This is a genomic window from Tardiphaga sp., assembly GCF_028290495.1.
Taxonomy (GTDB): Bacteria; Pseudomonadota; Alphaproteobacteria; order Rhizobiales; family Xanthobacteraceae; genus Tardiphaga.
In genome coordinates, this window is sequence record NZ_JAQGJT010000172.1 from 1 (window position 1) to 15806 (window position 15806).

Annotated in this window: 15 protein-coding genes and 1 pseudogene; 7 read left to right on the forward strand and 9 right to left on the reverse strand. The window is 62.2% G+C overall.

All coding sequences use genetic code 11. The features are described 5' to 3' along the window. The 3 genes and pseudogenes from JWQ24_RS25635 to cyoA all read right to left on the reverse strand — a co-directional run. Window positions 1-128, reverse strand: a pseudogene (locus JWQ24_RS25635) (cytochrome o ubiquinol oxidase subunit III); the annotation flags it as partial. Between the two features lie 9 nt (window positions 129-137). Next, the gene (cyoB, locus tag JWQ24_RS25640; RefSeq protein WP_299814455.1) at window positions 138-2141 is read right to left on the reverse strand and encodes a cytochrome o ubiquinol oxidase subunit I; all 2004 of its coding nucleotides are present in this window, start codon (window positions 2139-2141) and stop codon (window positions 138-140) included. 25 nt (window positions 2142-2166) lie between these two features. Further along, window positions 2167-3363 (reverse strand): ubiquinol oxidase subunit II, encoded by a 1197-nt coding sequence (cyoA, locus tag JWQ24_RS25645; RefSeq protein ID WP_299814457.1) that lies wholly within the window; start codon window positions 3361-3363, stop codon window positions 2167-2169. A gap of 189 nt (window positions 3364-3552) precedes the next feature. On the opposite strand from cyoA, the gene JWQ24_RS25650 reads away from it, so the two are divergent. The 3 genes from JWQ24_RS25650 to JWQ24_RS25660 all read left to right on the forward strand — a co-directional run bounded on the left by JWQ24_RS25650 (window position 3553) and on the right by JWQ24_RS25660 (window position 6805). Next, window positions 3553-4848, forward strand: coding sequence for an MFS transporter (locus JWQ24_RS25650; RefSeq protein WP_299814487.1), 1296 nt, complete (start codon window positions 3553-3555; stop codon window positions 4846-4848). Between the two features lie 129 nt (window positions 4849-4977). Continuing rightward, entirely contained in the window at window positions 4978-6282 is a 1305-nt protein-coding gene (locus tag JWQ24_RS25655; RefSeq protein WP_299814459.1) for an ATP-binding protein, read from the forward strand. Further along, a complete protein-coding gene (locus JWQ24_RS25660) occupies window positions 6272-6805 on the forward strand; it encodes a response regulator transcription factor (protein WP_299814461.1) in 534 nt (177 codons plus the stop codon). The genes JWQ24_RS25655 and JWQ24_RS25660 overlap by 11 nt, the downstream gene beginning before the upstream one ends. A 133-nt stretch (window positions 6806-6938) precedes the next feature. Here JWQ24_RS25660 and JWQ24_RS25665 read toward each other — a convergent pair whose 3' ends face one another. After that, window positions 6939-7112: a hypothetical protein gene (locus JWQ24_RS25665; protein ID WP_299814463.1), complete on the reverse strand. Its 174-nt coding sequence runs from the start codon at window positions 7110-7112 to the stop codon at window positions 6939-6941. Between the two features lie 62 nt (window positions 7113-7174). After that, complete coding sequence (locus JWQ24_RS25670; RefSeq protein WP_299814465.1) at window positions 7175-8128, reverse strand: LysR family transcriptional regulator; 954 nt, start codon at window positions 8126-8128, stop codon at window positions 7175-7177. A 104-nt stretch (window positions 8129-8232) separates the two neighbouring features. Between JWQ24_RS25670 and JWQ24_RS25675 the strand changes: the two genes are divergently transcribed. Then, the gene (locus JWQ24_RS25675; protein WP_299814467.1) at window positions 8233-9750 is read left to right on the forward strand and encodes a CoA-acylating methylmalonate-semialdehyde dehydrogenase; all 1518 of its coding nucleotides are present in this window, start codon (window positions 8233-8235) and stop codon (window positions 9748-9750) included. Between the two features lie 152 nt (window positions 9751-9902). On the opposite strand, the gene JWQ24_RS25680 is transcribed toward JWQ24_RS25675, so the two are convergent. Together JWQ24_RS25680 and JWQ24_RS25685 are read right to left on the reverse strand one after the other, a co-directional pair. Further along, window positions 9903-11213, reverse strand: coding sequence for an aspartate aminotransferase family protein (locus tag JWQ24_RS25680; RefSeq protein ID WP_299814490.1), 1311 nt, complete (start codon window positions 11211-11213; stop codon window positions 9903-9905). 66 nt (window positions 11214-11279) lie between these two features. Further along, complete coding sequence (locus JWQ24_RS25685) at window positions 11280-12344, reverse strand: phosphotransferase (RefSeq protein WP_299814470.1); 1065 nt, start codon at window positions 12342-12344, stop codon at window positions 11280-11282. Window positions 12345-12671: 327 nt separating this feature from the next. Here JWQ24_RS25685 and JWQ24_RS25690 point away from each other — a divergent pair, with 327 nt between their 5' ends. Further along, window positions 12672-12848, forward strand: a complete 177-nt coding sequence (locus tag JWQ24_RS25690; RefSeq protein ID WP_299814472.1) for a hypothetical protein — start codon at window positions 12672-12674, stop codon at window positions 12846-12848. Between the two features lie 320 nt (window positions 12849-13168). Here the strand turns inward: JWQ24_RS25690 and JWQ24_RS25695 are convergent, their stop codons facing one another. Then, window positions 13169-13585, reverse strand: coding sequence for a hypothetical protein (locus JWQ24_RS25695; protein WP_299814475.1), 417 nt, complete (start codon window positions 13583-13585; stop codon window positions 13169-13171). A 229-nt stretch (window positions 13586-13814) separates the two neighbouring features. Between JWQ24_RS25695 and JWQ24_RS25700 the strand changes: the two genes are divergently transcribed. After that, a complete protein-coding gene (locus JWQ24_RS25700; protein WP_299814478.1) occupies window positions 13815-14150 on the forward strand; it encodes a hypothetical protein in 336 nt (111 codons plus the stop codon). A 498-nt stretch (window positions 14151-14648) separates the two neighbouring features. Here the strand turns inward: JWQ24_RS25700 and JWQ24_RS25705 are convergent, their stop codons facing one another. After that, complete coding sequence (locus JWQ24_RS25705) at window positions 14649-15017, reverse strand: hypothetical protein (RefSeq protein ID WP_299814481.1); 369 nt, start codon at window positions 15015-15017, stop codon at window positions 14649-14651. Between the two features lie 246 nt (window positions 15018-15263). Between JWQ24_RS25705 and JWQ24_RS25710 the strand changes: the two genes are divergently transcribed. Continuing rightward, on the forward strand, window positions 15264-15806 hold a 543-nt coding region (locus tag JWQ24_RS25710), incomplete at its 3' end, for a transposase (protein WP_299814484.1).

Below are 15806 nucleotides of genomic sequence, written 5' to 3' on the forward strand. Positions count from 1 at the left end.
AAGATCAGGCAGTCGCTCATCAGATAGAGCCAGAAGCCGAGCATGGTGCTGCCGCCTTCGGCGTGCGCATGCTCTTCTTCCAGGTGGAAGACCGGTTCAGTGCCGGCCATGATTGCCGTCGATGCCATGCTCAAACCCTAGCCCTGGGCGACGAGGAGCGTCGTCCTCGCCGCCTCCGCCTGCGTGACCTCGGCAGCCGGAATGTGGAAGTCTCTGATATAGTTGAAGGTGTGGCCGATCGCGGTGGCGATCAGGCAGACGAAGCTGAGCGCCGCCAGCCACCAGATGTACCAGATCAGGCCGAAGCCAAGCGCCACGCTGAAGGCGGCCAGGATGACGCCGGTGCCGGTATTGCTCGGCACGTGGATCGGTTTGAAGCCGGAGAGCGGCCTGATGTAGCCGGCCTTCTTCATGTCCCACCACGCATCGTTGTCGCGCACGACCGGCGTGAAGGCGAAGTTGTAGGCGGGCGGCGGCGAGGACGTCGACCATTCCAGCGTGCGGCCGTCCCAGGGATCGCCGGTCGGATCGGTCAGGGCCTCGCGCTTGCGGATGGAGACGTAGATCTGGATCAGGAAGGCTGCGATGCCGCAGGCGATCAGCACCGCGCCGAAGGCGGCGATGATGAACCAGATCTGCAGCGAAGGGTCATCGAAGACGCGCATGCGGCGCGTCACGCCCATCAGGCCGAGGACATAGAGCGGCATGAAGGCGAACCAGAAGCCGACCACCCAGAACCAGAACGAGACCTTGCCCCAGAACGGGTCGAGCTTGAAGCCGAAGGCCTTGGGCCACCAGTAGGCGATGCCGGCGAACAGGCCGAACAACACGCCGCCGATGATGACGTTGTGGAAATGCGCGATCAGGAACAGGCTGTTGTGCAGCACGAAATCGGCCGGCGGCACTGCGAGCAACACGCCGGTCATGCCACCGATCACAAAGGTGATCATGAAGGCGACGGTCCACATCATCGGCAGATCGAAGCGGATCCGGCCGCGATACATCGTGAACAGCCAGTTGAAGATTTTCGCGCCCGTCGGAATCGAAATCACCATCGTCGTGATGCCGAAGAACGAGTTGACGCTCGCCCCCGACCCCATGGTGAAGAAGTGATGCAGCCAGACGAGGTAGGACAGAATGGTGATGACGGCGGTGGCGTAGACCATCGAGGTATAGCCGAACAGCCGCTTGCTGGAGAACGTCGAGGTGACTTCCGAGAAGATGCCGAACGCGGGCAGAACCAGGATGTAGACCTCGGGGTGCCCCCAGATCCAGATCAGGTTCACGTACATCATCGGGTTGCCGCCGAGATCGTTGGTGAAGAAGTTGGTTCCGGCGTAGCGGTCCAGCGTCAGCAGCGCGAGCACCGCGGTGAGCACCGGGAAGGAGGCGACGATCAGGATGTTGGTGCACAGCGAGGTCCAGACGAAGATCGGCATCTTCATCATGGTCATGCTCGGCGCGCGCATCTTGACGATGGTGCAGACCAGGTTGATGCCGGACAGCGTTGTTCCCACGCCGGCGACCTGCAGCCCCCATATGTAATAATCGACGCCGACATCCGGACTGAAGCCGATGCCCGACAGAGGCGGATAGGCCAGCCAGCCGGTGCGCGCGAATTCGCCGACGAACAGCGACATCATCACGATGACTGCGCCGCCCACCGTCATCCAGAAGCTGAAATTGTTCAGGAACGGGAACGAAACGTCGCGGGCGCCGATCTGCAGCGGCACCACGAAGTTCATCAGGCCGGTGACGAAGGGCATTGCCACGAAGAAAATCATGATCACGCCGTGCGCGGTGAACACCTGGTCGTAATGATGCGCCGGCAGGAAGCCTTCATTGGCCCCGAACGCCATCGCCTGCTGGGCGCGCATCATCAGCGCGTCGGCAAAGCCGCGCAGCAGCATGATCAGGCCGAGGATGCAGTACATGATGCCGATCTTCTTGTGATCGACGCTGGTGAACCACTCCTTCCAGAGATAGCCCCACAGTTTGAAATAGGTCAGCAGACCGACCAGCGCGAGGCCGCCCACCGCCACGCCGGCGAAGGTCACGAGCAGGATCGGCTCGTGAAGCGGAAGGGATTCCAGCGTAAGGCGACCAAATACAGGGCTGATCGCGAGCGGGGGCGTCGACATTATGAGAACCGTTTCGCAGGAGGTGTTAGCTGGGCTCGCCGAGCGCGGCGAGACTGAAAGGACGCAGACGCGGCAGGCCGGGCTTCGGCAGGCCGACACCGGTCACACCCGCGGGATCGCGCGGCCACATCCGTGCCGACGAGGCGTCGGCGTGGCTGGCGCCCATCGGCTCCGACACGGTGCAGAGCGACGCGACGAAAGCGGGCGCTGCGGCAAGCGGGGAATCGCGGCGGGCGTATTTGTCGTGCGACAGCGGCAGCGTGTTGCGGATGCTGGCCATGCCTCCGCCGCCCTTGGCGTCGATGCGCATCATCTCGTCCATGCACATCTTGCCCGGCTGCACGCACATATTGAGCGCGGCGTGATAAAGATCCGCCGGCACCGAGCTGTAATAGCGCACCGGCTCGTTTTCGGAGGGCTTGTCCAGCTTGATGTAGCCGTCGCGATCGAGCGCGCCGCCGTCCTTCTTGACCTTGGCGACCCACTGCTCGAAATCGGCCGTGCTCTGGCCGTGGAAGCGGAACTTCATGCCGGAAAAGCCCGCGCCGCTGTAATTGGCGGAGAAGCCGTCATAGTCGCCGGGCTTGTTGATCACGGCGCTGAGCTTGGTCTGCATCGCGGGCATCGCATAGATCTGGCCTGCCAGTGCAGGCACGTAGAACGAGTTCATCACCGTCGAGGACGTGATCAGGAAATTGATCGGACGGTCCACCGGCGCGGCCAGTTCATTCACCGTGGCGATTCCGAGTTGCGGATAGATGAACAGCCACTTCCAGTCGAGCGCCACGACCTGCACCTGCAACGGTTCGGTGCCGGGCTTGACCGGGTTGCCGGAGGACACGCGCTCGAGGCTGCGGTACGGATCGAGCAGATGCGTGCCGGTCCAGGTGATGGCGCCGAGGCAGATGATGATCAGCAGCGGCGCTGCCCAGATCACCAGTTCGAGCTGCGTCGAGTGATCCCAATCGGGCTCGTAGCGCGCCTCTTTATTCGCAGCGCGATAGCGCCAGGCGAAAAGCACGGTGAGCGCGAGCACCGGAATGATGATAAGAAGCATCAGCCCGGTGGAAATCAGCAGGAGGTCGCGCTGTTGCGCGGCGATGTCGCCGGCGGGACTAAGTACCACCGCGTTGCAGCCGGACAACAAAGCCAGCAGCGGGATCGAAACCGCGACGCGAAAGATCGATGAGCGGCCCAGAAAGCCGTGAAGGGGAATGCGCATGGGTTGGCGATACACGCGCCGTCACGGGGCGCACATTGGACATTTTGTCCAATCACTCTGGCCATCCAAATCGCGTAGCCATCGCGATCTCATAGCTCGCAGACTCTCCATGCTCGCTGGCTTCGCTAGAGTTTTATTCAAGGAATGACTGACGTCATGAGCACGATGCCCGCCTCCGAAGCAACGACCATGGAACACGATGCGCGTCGCATCAACGCGCATCACGGCGAGGTTGCGCCGGGCGAGATCGCCATCGGCGTCATCATCGGCCGGACCTCGGAATTCTTCGACTTCTTCGTCTACGCGATCGCCTCGGTGCTGGTGTTCCCGAAGCTGGTGTTCCCGAATACCGATCCGCTGACCGCCACGCTGTATTCCTTCGCCATCTTCGCGCTAGCTTTCATCGCCCGCCCGATCGGCTCGCTGATCTTCATCTGGGTCGATCGCGAATATGGCCGCGGCCTGAAGCTGACGATCGCCATCTTCCTGCTCGGCGGCTCCACCGCCGCCGTCGCCTTCCTGCCGGGATATGCGCAGATCGGCGCGTGGTCGGGCATCCTGCTCGCGCTGTTCCGGATCGGCCAAGGCGTGGCGCTCGGCGGCGCATGGGACGGCCTCGCCTCGCTGCTCGCGCTGAATGCGCCGGAAGGCAAGCGCGGCTGGTACGCCATGATTCCGCAGCTCGGCGCGCCGATCGGCCTGATCATCGCCAGCGCACTGTTCGCGTTCTTCATCACCAGCCTCTCGGCCGTCGACTTCCTGGAATGGGGCTGGCGCTACCCGTTCTTCGTGGCCTTCGCCATCAACGTCGTGGCGTTGTTCGCCCGGCTGCGCATCGTCTCGACGCCGGAATACGCCACGCTGTTTGAAAGCCGCGAATTGCAGCCCTCGCCGGTGATCGACACCGTGCGTAACCAGGGCCGCAACGTACTGATCGGCGCATTCGCGCCGCTGGCGAGCTTTGCGATGTTCCACATGGTCACCGTGTTCCCGCTGTCCTGGGTATTCCTGTTCACCAAGGAAGATCCGACGCGCTTCCTGCTGATCGAGATCTTCGGCGCCGTGTTCGGCATCCTCGCGACCATCGCGTCGGGCTACATCGCCGACCGCATCGGCCGCCGCTCGCTGCTCGGCGGCTGCGCCATCGCCATCGCGGTGTTCAGCGGCTTCGCCCCGCAGTTGCTCGACGGCGGCGCCATCGGCGAAGTGGTGTTCATGGTGACCGGCTTCATCCTGCTCGGCTTCTCGTTTGGCCAGTCGTCCGGCGTGGTGTCGTCGAACTTCGGAAGCACCTATCGTTATACCGGCGCGGCCCTGACCTCCGACCTCGCCTGGCTGGTCGGCGCCGGCTTCGCGCCGTTCGTGGCTTTGTATCTGTCGTACCATTTCGGCCTGCTCGCGGCCGGCGCCTACCTGCTGTCCGGCGCGCTCGCCACCCTGGCCGCGCTCGGCATCAACAAGGAACTGGCGAACAAGATCTCCTGATCGATCGCGGACGAAACCGCAGCCGACAGCGCTGCGGTTTCGTGATACGGCAAACGGCGTGCTAAGGGTCTGCGGCTTGTCCAGCCGCCCCGCCTCCGGCGATCCGGAGAGATCACCGAGAGACGTGCCTTGAGTTCGACGCAGGATTCGATCCAGGAGACCACCAACCGGAAGAACCTGCTGCTGCTCGTAATGCTGCGCTGGCTCGCCGTCGCCGGCCAGATCGCCGCCATTGCCATCAGCAGCTTCTGGCTCGAAATCTCTCTGCCGGTCTGGCAGATGGCCGCCGTGATCGTGTTCCTGATCACGCTCAACCTGGTTACGTTGTACCGCTACGGCAGCGGCGCCATCATCACCAATGCCGAGCTGTTCATCGACCTGCTGCTCGACGTCGCGACGTTGACGATGCAGCTTTATCTCAGCGGCGGCGCCACCAACCCCTTCGTCTCCTTGTTCCTGCTGCAGGCGGTGCTCGGCGCGGTACTGCTGCAGCCCTGGTCGAGCTGGACCATCGTCGCCGCGACCAGCGCCGGCTTCCTCTGGCTCACCGTCGCCTATCACGACATCGGCTTTGCGATGGGGCATGCCGGGGCGCAATCCCGGCTGTTTGGCCTGCACATCTACGGCATGTTCATCTGCTTCCTGCTCGCCGCCGGGCTGCTGGTGCTGTTCATCACCCGCATCAACCGCAATCAGCGCGAACAGGACCAGCGCTTCGCCGAACTGCGCCAGCAATCGGCCGAGGAGGAACACATCGTCCGCATGGGCCTGCTCGCCTCCGGCGCCGCGCACGAGCTCGGCACGCCGCTGGCGACCTTGTCGGTGATCCTCAACGACTGGGAGCGGATGCCGTCGTTTCGCGCCGACGGCGAGATCGTTACCGAACTGGCCGAGATGCAGGCGCAGCTCAACCGCTGCAAGACCATCGTGTCCGGAATCCTGCAATCGTCCGGCGAAGCGCGCGGCGAGAATTCCGAGCGCACCAGCGTCATCGATTTCATCGACGGTGTGGTCGAGGACTGGGAGGACAGCCGCGGCCCGGCCCGGCTGGAATACACCAATCGCCTCGCGACCGATTTCGCGATCGCCTCCGATCTGCTGCTGCAACAGGTGCTGTTCAACGTGCTCGACAACGCCAACGAGGCCTCACCGGCCTTTGTCGGCATCGACATCGCCCGGCAGGACGGCATGCTGGTGATCGCGGTGCGCGACGCCGGCCCCGGCTTCCAGCCGGACATGCTGGCGGAATTCGGCAAACCGTATCGCTCGACCAAGCAGAAGCCCGGCAGCGGGCTCGGCCTGTTCCTGGTCGTCAATGTGCTGCGCAAGCTCGGCGGCCGCGCCCGCGCCATCAACGTGCCGTCCGGCGGGGCGATCGTCGAACTCAGCCTGCCGATTGCCGCTTTGTCGCTCGAGGTGCCCGATGGAGACTGAACGCTCGCTGGTGATCGTGGAGGACGACGCTTCCTTCGCGAAAGCGCTGCGGCGCTCGTTCGAGCGGCGCGGCTATCTCGTCACCTTGTGCGACGGGATCGAACAGGTCGCAGCCCTGCTGGCCACGACGCCGCCCGGCTACGCCGTGGTAGACCTCAAGCTGAATGGCAGTTCCGGGCTGGAATGCGTCAAGCTGCTGCACGCCCATGATCCCGAAATCCGCATCGTGGTGCTGACCGGTTTCGCCAGCATCGCCACCGCCGTGGAAGCGATCAAGCTCGGCGCCTGCCACTATCTCGCCAAGCCGTCGAATTCCGATGATATCGAAGCCGCGTTCGAAAAGGCCACCGGCGACAGCACCATTGCGCTGACCAACCGGCCGACCTCGATCAAGAGCCTGGAATGGGAGCGTATCCACGAGACGCTGGTGGAAACCGAGTTCAACGTCTCGGAGACCGCCCGCCGGCTCGGCATGCACCGCCGCACCCTCGCCCGCAAGCTCGCCAAGCGACCGATGAACTGACCGGCGGTTTGGAATAGTAACGATTGAATTGTGCCCCGGACGCCGGCGTTCGCTATGGTCCCGGCTCTGCCGCGCATGACGCCTCCTGCCGGAGGCCCATCGCACTGCGTCCCGGACACAGGATGCAGCGACCTCAGGCCCGCATGTCGAGTTCGCGCGGTTCGGAATCGTTCGGGCGCGCGTAGGCCTTGCGGGCCTGTACGGCTTCCTCAGTCCGGCTGCTGCGCGACAACGCCGGGGAATACGCTCCGTAGGGCAGCACGTATTCCTTCAGCGGTTGCGCCACGATGGTCAGTTCCTGGCCCATGACACAAGAACGCCCCGCGGCGGCATCGGGTCCCCGGGCTTCGCAGCGTGGTTAAGGCCGTACTAACGCCGCGGACGCGCTTGCGGCGCCGCGAAGCCCTGGTGCAGCCGGGCTCGCAGGAATGCGACAAAGGCGTGCACGGTGCGCGGAACGTGAGTGGCGTAGGGCCGGATGGCGAACAGGTGCTCGCCGAACGCGCCTGTCACCCGCCAGTCCGGCAACACGATCTGCAGCTTGCCGCTTCGGATATCCTTCTGCGCGCTGAAGTCCGGCAACAAGGCAATTCCAAGCCCGGCGAGCGCGGCTTCGCGCAGCACCTCGCTGTTATTGGCCGCAAAGCTGCCGCCGATCTTGACGGTGATACGTTCGCTGTCGCCCTTCCGCGCCTCGACCGTCCAGGTCGGCGTCACGCTGCCACGCAGATAATGCAGGCAATCGTGCGCGCCAAGATCCGCCGGCCGCGCAGGCGTCCCCCGTTTGCGCAGATAGCTGCGCGTCGCGACCAGCAACGACTGCGTTTCGCACAATTTCCACGCCACATGCGTATCGGGGACGCTCTGCACGTGACGAACCGCGAGATCGAAGCCCTCCTTCGCCAGCGAACTCAGATGGTCGGACAACTCCAGTTCGATCCGGATGCCCGGATGCAACCGCAGGAAATCCGGGATCAACGGGACGATCTGCTGCCGTCCCAAGGCGACCGGCACCGTCACGCGCAGCAGGCCCTGCGGCACCGAAGCGAGGTCTTTGGCGGACGCGAAGCTGCGCTCGATCTCGGCAAATGATGAGCGCGTGGAGTCGACCAGATGCTGCCCGGCCTCGGTCAGCCGCACGCTGCGCGTGGTGCGGCGGACCAGCGGCACGCCGGTGGCCTGTTCGAGTTCGCTGAGGCGGTGGCTCATCGCCGCCTTGCTGACGCCGAGCCGGCCGGCCGCCGCCGTGAAACTGCCGGCCTCGGCCAGCACGCCGAGCCAGTGCAGGTGCGACCACAGCGCTTCCACCTTCTTGGTTTTCATCCCGCCATTGTTCGATTTATTGAACAGTTAGTCCAATCATTTGATCTGTGGTGGTCGGGCCATGGCCGGTAAACAGGCGCATCGCTTCAAACCGGGGATCTCGCATGACCACGCCAGCCTTCACTGCCACCCAGGACGTCGGAAACTTCATCGACGGCGTTCCGACCAACCTCGCATCCAACCGCAAGCAGGCGGTCTACAACCCGGCGACCGGCGCCGTGGCGCGCCAGGTGGTGCTGTCCTCGGTCGAGGAAGTAAACGACGCCGTGGCGAGTGCCCGCCGCGCCTTCCCGGCCTGGGCCGACATGCCGCCGATCCGCCGCGCCCGCATCATGAACAAGTTCCTGGCGTTGATGAACGAGCACACCGACACGCTGGCGGCGATGATCACCGCCGAGCACGGCAAGGTGTTCTCCGACGCGCAGGGCGAAGTTGCGCGCGGCATCGACATCATCGAATTCGCCTGCGGCATCCCGCAGCTTCTCAAGGGCGACTACACCGACCAGGTTTCCACCGGCATCGACAACTGGACCATGCGCCAGCCGCTCGGCGTCGTCGCCGGCATCACGCCGTTCAACTTCCCGGTGATGGTGCCGTGCTGGATGTTCCCGGTGGCGATCGCCGCCGGCAACTGCTTCATCCTGAAGCCGAGTGAGCGCGATCCGTCGCCGGCGCTGTTCATGGCCGATCTGTTGATGCAGGCGGGCCTGCCGAAGGGCGTGTTCAACGTGGTGCAGGGCGACAAGGTCGCTGTCGATACACTGCTGCAGCACTCCGGCGTCTCCGCCGTCAGCTTCGTCGGCTCGACCCCGATCGCGCATTACGTGCATCAGCAGGGCTCGCAGTACGGCAAGCGCGTGCAAGCCCTGGGCGGCGCCAAGAACCACATGGTGGTGATGCCCGATGCCAATCTGAACCAGGCCGTCGATGCGCTGATCGGCGCCGGCTACGGCTCGGCCGGCGAACGCTGCATGGCGATCTCGGTCGCGGTGCTGGTCGGTGACGTCGCCGACAAGATCGTCCCCCTGCTGGCCGAACGCGCCAGGAAGCTGAAGATCCTGAACGGCATGGAATCCGAAGCCGAAATGGGCCCCGTCGTCACCAAGCAGGCGCTGGAGCGGATCGAAGGCTATATCGGCCTCGGCGTCGAGGAAGGCGCCACGCTGGTCGTCGATGGCCGTGGCGTGAAGGTCGCCGGCCACGAGAACGGTTTCTTCACCGGCGGCACGCTGTTCGACAACGTCACGCCGGAAATGAAGATCTACAAGGAAGAAATCTTCGGGCCGGTGCTGTCCTGCGTCCGCGTCAAGGACTTCTCTGAAGCGCTGCAGCTTATCAACGACCATGAGTTCGGCAACGGCGTGTCCTGCTACACCCGCGACGGCAATGTCGCCCGCGAGTTCTCGCGCCGCGTTCAGGTCGGCATGGTCGGCATCAACGTGCCGATCCCGGTGCCGATGGCCTGGCATGGCTTCGGCGGCTGGAAGCGCAGCCTGTTCGGCGACATGCACGCCTATGGCGAAGAAGGCGTGCGCTTCTACACCAAGCAGAAGTCGATCATGCAGCGCTGGCCGGAAAGCACCGACAACGGCGCCGAATTCGCCATGCCGGTCGCGAAGTAAACATCACACGCGTCGCGCTTCGCTTTGAGGCGCGACCGTTAGCCAAGATCGTCATGGCCGGGCTCGTCCCGGCCATCCACGTTTGTGCGCGCTGAAAGCCGTGGATGCCCGGCACAAGGCCGGGCATGACGGATCTTGGGGCTGCGCTTTACCTAAAGCGTCGCAAACACCGCTTCGGTCTCGCTTAGCAGCCGATCGGCGTTGGCCTCCGAGAACACCAGCGGCGGACGGATCTTCAGCGTGTTGGCCTTGGCGCCAGTCGCCGAGATCAGCACACGTCGCGCGCGCAGGCCGTTGACCACGGCCGCAGCCGCCGCGGCGTCCGGCTCCTTCGACGCGCGGTCCTTGACCAGTTCGATACCGACATAGAGGCCGGAACCGCGGATGTCGCCGATCTGCTCGTAACGCCCCGCGATATCGGCAAAACCGTCGCGCAGCACTTTGCCGACACGCAGCGAGTTCTCCAGCAGCTTCTCGTCGCGGATCACGTTCAGCACCGCCTGTGCCGCAGCCATCGCCACCGAATTGCCGCCGAACGTGTTGAAGTAGCGGTTGTCACGGCCGAAATTCTGCACGATGTCCGGAGACAGCGCGACCGCCGCCACCGGATATCCGTTGCCCATCGGCTTGCCCATGGTGACGATGTCCGGCGAGATGCCGTGGCGCTGATAGCCCCACATTTTCTCGCCGCTGCGGCCGAAACCGGACTGCACTTCGTCGGCAATAAACAGGCCGCCAGCCTTGTGAACGACGTCGATCACCGGACCCAGCACATCGGTCGGATGCGCGAAAATGCCGTCGGAGGAGAACATCGAATCGGCAATGAAGGCGGCGAGGCCTTCGCCGCGGCGTTCGAGATCCTGGATCTGCGCCGCGACGCGCTCGGCCATCAACGGCCCGATCTTGTCCGCCGGGATGCGGTAGGAATCCGGTGCCGGCACCCGGCGCACGAAGGTGCCCAGCGGCGACTGCGCACCCAGCGACGGCGAGAAGCTCGCGGTCAGGTCCGAATTGCCGTGATAGGCCTCGTCCGTGATGATGATGCCGCTCTTGCCGGTATGATGCTTGGCGATGCGCATCGCCAGATCGTTGGCTTCCGATCCGGTGCAGGTGAACATCACGTGCTTGATGTTGCCGCCAAAGGTGCCGAGCAGGTCTTCGGCATAGTCCAGGATGCCTTCCTGGATGTAGCGCGTATGGGTGCAGAGGGTGCGCAGCTGCTCGGTGATCGCATCGACGACACGCGGATGGCAATGACCGACCGAGACGACGTTGTTGTAGGCGTCGAGATATTCGTTGCCTGCGGCATCGTACAGCAGGACACCCTTGGCGCTCTTCACCTCGACCGGGTCGTTGTAGAACAGCCGGTAGGCCGGCCCGAGCAGCGCGGCGCGGCGCTGCACGAGATTGCGCGTCCGGTCGCTCAGTCCCGTTGCGCTGGCGGGATCGAAGCTATTGACCATTTTGCCGCGTGGCTCGGTGCCGATTGCATTCATTGTAGCTTCCTCTGCCTCGATTGGCCGGTGCGTTCAGACCGCATGATCCGCGAACTGGCCGGATACTTCATCCATGGAGCGGTTCAGGAACCAGTTCAGCTGGCTCCAGGACTGCTCGGTATTGCGCAAGAGATAGGTCGAGTTCTCCGGCACCGAATTCGCCAGCGAGATCGACAACAGCACCCGCGCCACGATCCTGCCCATGACGAGATGGGGAATGAGGCTCAGTTCCTCCGCGGTCAAGTCCGCCACGCCGAGATAGCCGCCGAGCAGATCGCGGCCGTGGTCGAAGAAATCATCGCCGCCCTGCCGCGGCAACTGACTGAGCAGCGCGGTCGAAACATCGATCGCGATCGAGGTTCGCACCGCGTCGCCGAAATCGATCACGCCGCTGACGAAGCCCGGCAGCAAGGGATCGACCACGATGTTCGACGAGCTGAAATCATTGTGCAGCACCTGCATGCGCGACCCGGCCAGGCGACCTTCGATCGAAGCAAAGCGCGCCAGCCCCGCCTCGACCTGCCGGCGCCGGGCGGGCTCTGTGATGCCTCCGAGCAGGCTTTGCAGGCTGAGCAGATGCTTGATGTCCCAGGGCAGCACGCGGGAATCCGCCGGATGGCTGAAATCCGCCAGCGCCAGCCGCAGCCGCGCCAGCAGCCGGCCGATCTCCTGCCGCCCCACAAGCGTGGAAGGTACTTCGCTCAAAGGCTTGCCTTCGAGATAGGACATCATCCGGACCTGGCGCGGCTGCCCGGCGCGATCCTGATAGGCAAACAGGTGCTCGCCACGGGCGTTGTCGACCACGCGCGGAACGGGCAGATCCGGCGCCGTCGCGGCGAGATGCTGCAGAATGCGAAGTTGCAGGTCGATCTCCGGGACGTCCTCTACCGGGTTCGCCACCTTGAGAATGAAGCGCGCTCCGCTAGCCGGCGTGATCCGGAACGTATCGTCCTTCTCGGTGGCAAAACGCGTCGCCCGCCCTTCGATGCCGAACGCATTGCGCGCGAGCTCGACGGCTTCCGCCTCGGGCATCACGACATAAGCCGCGGCAAGCCCGCTTGGCAGGGCAATCGAAGGAGGCGCTGAATCGTTGGTCACAAATCTACCTTGCAATGGTTGCGGGCGCCCTATGCGGGCGGCTCCGCGATGCATGTTTCCTGCCACCGATCGCTGCGCGAACATAGCGTTTCTGCACGCCCGGCATGCCGCAATCGGGCCAGCGGCCACAACGACGCAACCTGCGGAAGCGCGGCGTGCGAGCCTCACCTGAAGCTGGATCTGCTGCGACGAAAATCCACCGGTACGGCGCGCTCACGTGTGCGGCATAAGCGCCATCGAACCGTTGGTGAGTGCCGCCGACCAAGCGGCAATGCCACCCTGCTGCATCCCCTCGCAAGTACGACCCGCAACCCGAAAGGATGATCAATGGACAACGATGCTATCAGCCACGCGGCGGCTGCCATCCCCCTGCTGCGCAAACGTACGCACCGTCTCTCTCAACCCGGAGGCGATATGGAAAAGGCCGAGATCTTCAACGCGTTGTCCTTGATCCTGCCGCTGCAACTCAAAGCCGCAACGGGCGAGACTCCCAACTTGAGCTGATCGTCACGAAAAGGCGGGTAACCGGCATGGGGACGGGAAACACCGTCACGCGCCAAGACCGCCGGGTTCCGGCAGTGAGAACGCTGTTCAGTCTGGAAAGCTATCGGGAAAAGAGGCAAAAGCCTCAAAATTACTTGGTCGGAGTGGCAGGATTTGAACCTGCGACCCCTGCGTCCCGAACGCGGGGCACGTTCTCCAAACCATTGATATTGTTAGTTTCGCCTAACAATCCGACACGTTTTGTTCACGCCGGATTTGGCTATTTCATTGCGATATCGTGGCGCCGTTCGCCGCTCGTTCTGCCTCGCGCCCAAGATCTTCTATTCGGGCTCACTCTTTGAAGGCCGAACTTTGAAAGGCAAGACCTTCGCTGAAGCTCGCTGTGCCGGCTTCTCTTGTCGCGGCGGATTAGGCAGATCAGGAGCATCTGCTTCGAAGAAGCGTTTCCATCGCAGATGAGAAAACCCGTGGAAATAATTCCACCACACCTCAGTGAAGGTTGCCCCACCCCACGGCACAGGGTCGGACTCTTCACCATCGTCATCGTCTGGCACGTCGATAGGAACCGGGATCGCACGATCGGTCCACATAATCCCGCCTGCGCCCAGCTTTATGTATTCGCAACTTGCGGGATCGGTGCACTCATCTATCGTTATCAGCATCTCTCGGAGATCTCGGGCTACAAATATTCCAACGAGATCATGATTTTTGATTATTCGGACGAGATATGTCGGCATGCTGTCTCCACCAGCCCCGGTGGATAGCCCCTTCTCGACAGGTTAACTCGCTGCACCTCAGAATTGCAACCCGAAGGCGATCGATCGTATAAACGCAACAATACGGGCGTTGTCGGGCACGTCATTCGACACCGGGGCTTCTGACGCACTGGCCTATCTTCTGGAGAGAATGGCGACCGAGCTGGATGGGCGCTCATAAGCCGCGATGGCAACGCCATTGGAGATAAAAATGAAGATCGAAATGGATGACACCAGCGCGCAGGTATTCGGCAAGTATCAATATTGCACTAAAGCCAAGGACGGCATGTGGTACGCAGATAGCGACTTTGGCAGCGGCGACGGGTGTGGCCCGTTGAAGCGCGGTGCGCTCCCCTCACCGCGCCAGGACACGTCAGAACTAACAGCCAGAGCAAAGGCTATCCATAAAGCATCGGCTCGCAAGGCGACGACTAGCGTTCTCAACTGGGCCGGTAGCTGGTCGCGCCCGTTTAATTGGCCGAGCCTATGGCTTGGTTTTGGGATCGGTTCCGTGCTCTATCTGATCTATGCAATCTCGAACTCTTGAGCGATGAGAGAGTAGATCATAATCATGAACTTTGCAGAAAAGAGACTAGCAGCAATAGATGTGCGCATCGACATTCTCGGGGAGCTCGTTCATGCACTTGCAAACTCGCTTGAGCAGCCGGTGTATGGAAATGATGGCTGTTTCAGGTACAAAAACCCCACCGATATTCATTATTGTCTGTTGAAGAGCTCGCGCATCGTCAGCGCACTTTATGCCTGCTCCGCGCTTTGTCGTGGCGGTCGAGGCAATGGAAACGTACATAGTAACAGCCGAGAACTGTTTCGCAGGAATAGTACAATCGTTTCGTCTATTCCGGCTACTGGAGACTAGCATCGCGCTCAAGACTTGGTATGAAGTGCGTGTCCAATAGAGCCATCCTTTTGAGATTGCAAGGGCAGCTAGGCCAACCCGGATCTTTACCATCTGCGCTCTTGGGCAATGACGGCGCGAGGTGTCATTCTTCCTTCCAGCCGTAGTTGTATGCCGACATAACTCCTGTCATGCGATGCACCGCAATTGTCGCCATATCACGAAAAATCCATACAAAACTACAAAGATGCTAAGTTTCAGCGAAACAGAGGGGGTTCGCAATACGTCGATCATAGCTAGCAACTGTATCAAAATCACGCCAGCGACGCCGAAAAGCAGCCAACCAAGCAAACCCACGCCACCTGCAGCAAACGTGAACTTTTGCCATCGATCGAGTTGCTTGAAATCGGAAACCGGGATGAGGTTCGGTGACTCCACACCATACCGGATATTCAATGCACGCACCGCAACCGGCTCGTTCTTAGCCAACGCTTTCAGAAGGGCTTCGAACTCCTTTCGTTTCTCGATCCGTATATCCGACCATTGAAATTTGGCCATGCGTGACCCCTGTTTGTTTCAGAAAAGCAGCCTGACAACTTAACGATGCGTTTGGCCAGTCAAGTCTTGTTTGGTTTTAGATTGACCCACAGGTTGAACCGACTAGGTGCCAACCCGCCATCCTACCGGTTTACTGATCTGTGTAATCCAGCTTTATGTTGAGCCGTCATGGCTCCAAAACATCACGCACTGAGCTGCACCCGGTTCCGAAGACACCAAGGTGTTTTATGGAGCTGGAGGTGTGTCATGGAGAGACGGAAGTTTACGCGAGAGTACAAGCTTGAGGCGGTCAAGCTGATCCAGGATCGGGGCGTGTCCTACGCCCAGGCAGCCGAAGACCTCGGCGTTCATCCGACGCAACTGCGTGAATGGGTGAAGAAGTTCGCCGACGACCCACAACATGCGTTTCCCAGCCAGGGTCAGATGAAGCCGGAGCAGCAGGAGATCACGCGTCTCAGGTGCGAGGTTGCCAAACTGAAGGCTGAACGCGACATCCTAAAAAGCCGCGGCCTACTTCGCGAAGGAATCGATGTGAAGTTCGGTTTCATTTCGAAGCACCGGTGGCTCTGGCCGACGGATTGGTTGTGCGAGGCGCTCGGTGTCTCGCGAGGTGGGTTCTGTGCCTGGTTGAAGCGCTCACGCAGTCGGCGTAGCCGAAGCGGTGAGGAATTGGGTGCGAAGGTTCGAGCCAGCTTCCTTGGGAGCGACCGTACCTACGGCGCCAGGCGTGTATGGCACGACCTGCTTGCAGAGGGTATGTCGTGCGGACTGCACCGCATCGAACGATTG

Coding starts and splice junctions, on each gene's coding strand:
- cyoB (WP_299814455.1), bottom strand. CDS start 2,141: ATGTCGACGCCCCCGCTCGCGATCAGCCCTGTATTTGGTCGCCTTACG.
- cyoA (WP_299814457.1), bottom strand. CDS start 3,363: ATGCGCATTCCCCTTCACGGCTTTCTGGGCCGCTCATCGATCTTTCGC.
- JWQ24_RS25650 (WP_299814487.1), top strand. CDS start 3,553: ATGGAACACGATGCGCGTCGCATCAACGCGCATCACGGCGAGGTTGCG.
- JWQ24_RS25660 (WP_299814461.1), top strand. CDS start 6,272: ATGGAGACTGAACGCTCGCTGGTGATCGTGGAGGACGACGCTTCCTTC.
- JWQ24_RS25665 (WP_299814463.1), bottom strand. CDS start 7,112: ATGGGCCAGGAACTGACCATCGTGGCGCAACCGCTGAAGGAATACGTG.
- JWQ24_RS25670 (WP_299814465.1), bottom strand. CDS start 8,128: ATGAAAACCAAGAAGGTGGAAGCGCTGTGGTCGCACCTGCACTGGCTC.
- JWQ24_RS25675 (WP_299814467.1), top strand. CDS start 8,233: ATGACCACGCCAGCCTTCACTGCCACCCAGGACGTCGGAAACTTCATC.
- JWQ24_RS25680 (WP_299814490.1), bottom strand. CDS start 11,213: ATGGTCAATAGCTTCGATCCCGCCAGCGCAACGGGACTGAGCGACCGG.
- JWQ24_RS25690 (WP_299814472.1), top strand. CDS start 12,672: ATGGACAACGATGCTATCAGCCACGCGGCGGCTGCCATCCCCCTGCTG.
- JWQ24_RS25695 (WP_299814475.1), bottom strand. CDS start 13,585: ATGCCGACATATCTCGTCCGAATAATCAAAAATCATGATCTCGTTGGA.
- JWQ24_RS25700 (WP_299814478.1), top strand. CDS start 13,815: ATGAAGATCGAAATGGATGACACCAGCGCGCAGGTATTCGGCAAGTAT.
- JWQ24_RS25705 (WP_299814481.1), bottom strand. CDS start 15,017: ATGGCCAAATTTCAATGGTCGGATATACGGATCGAGAAACGAAAGGAG.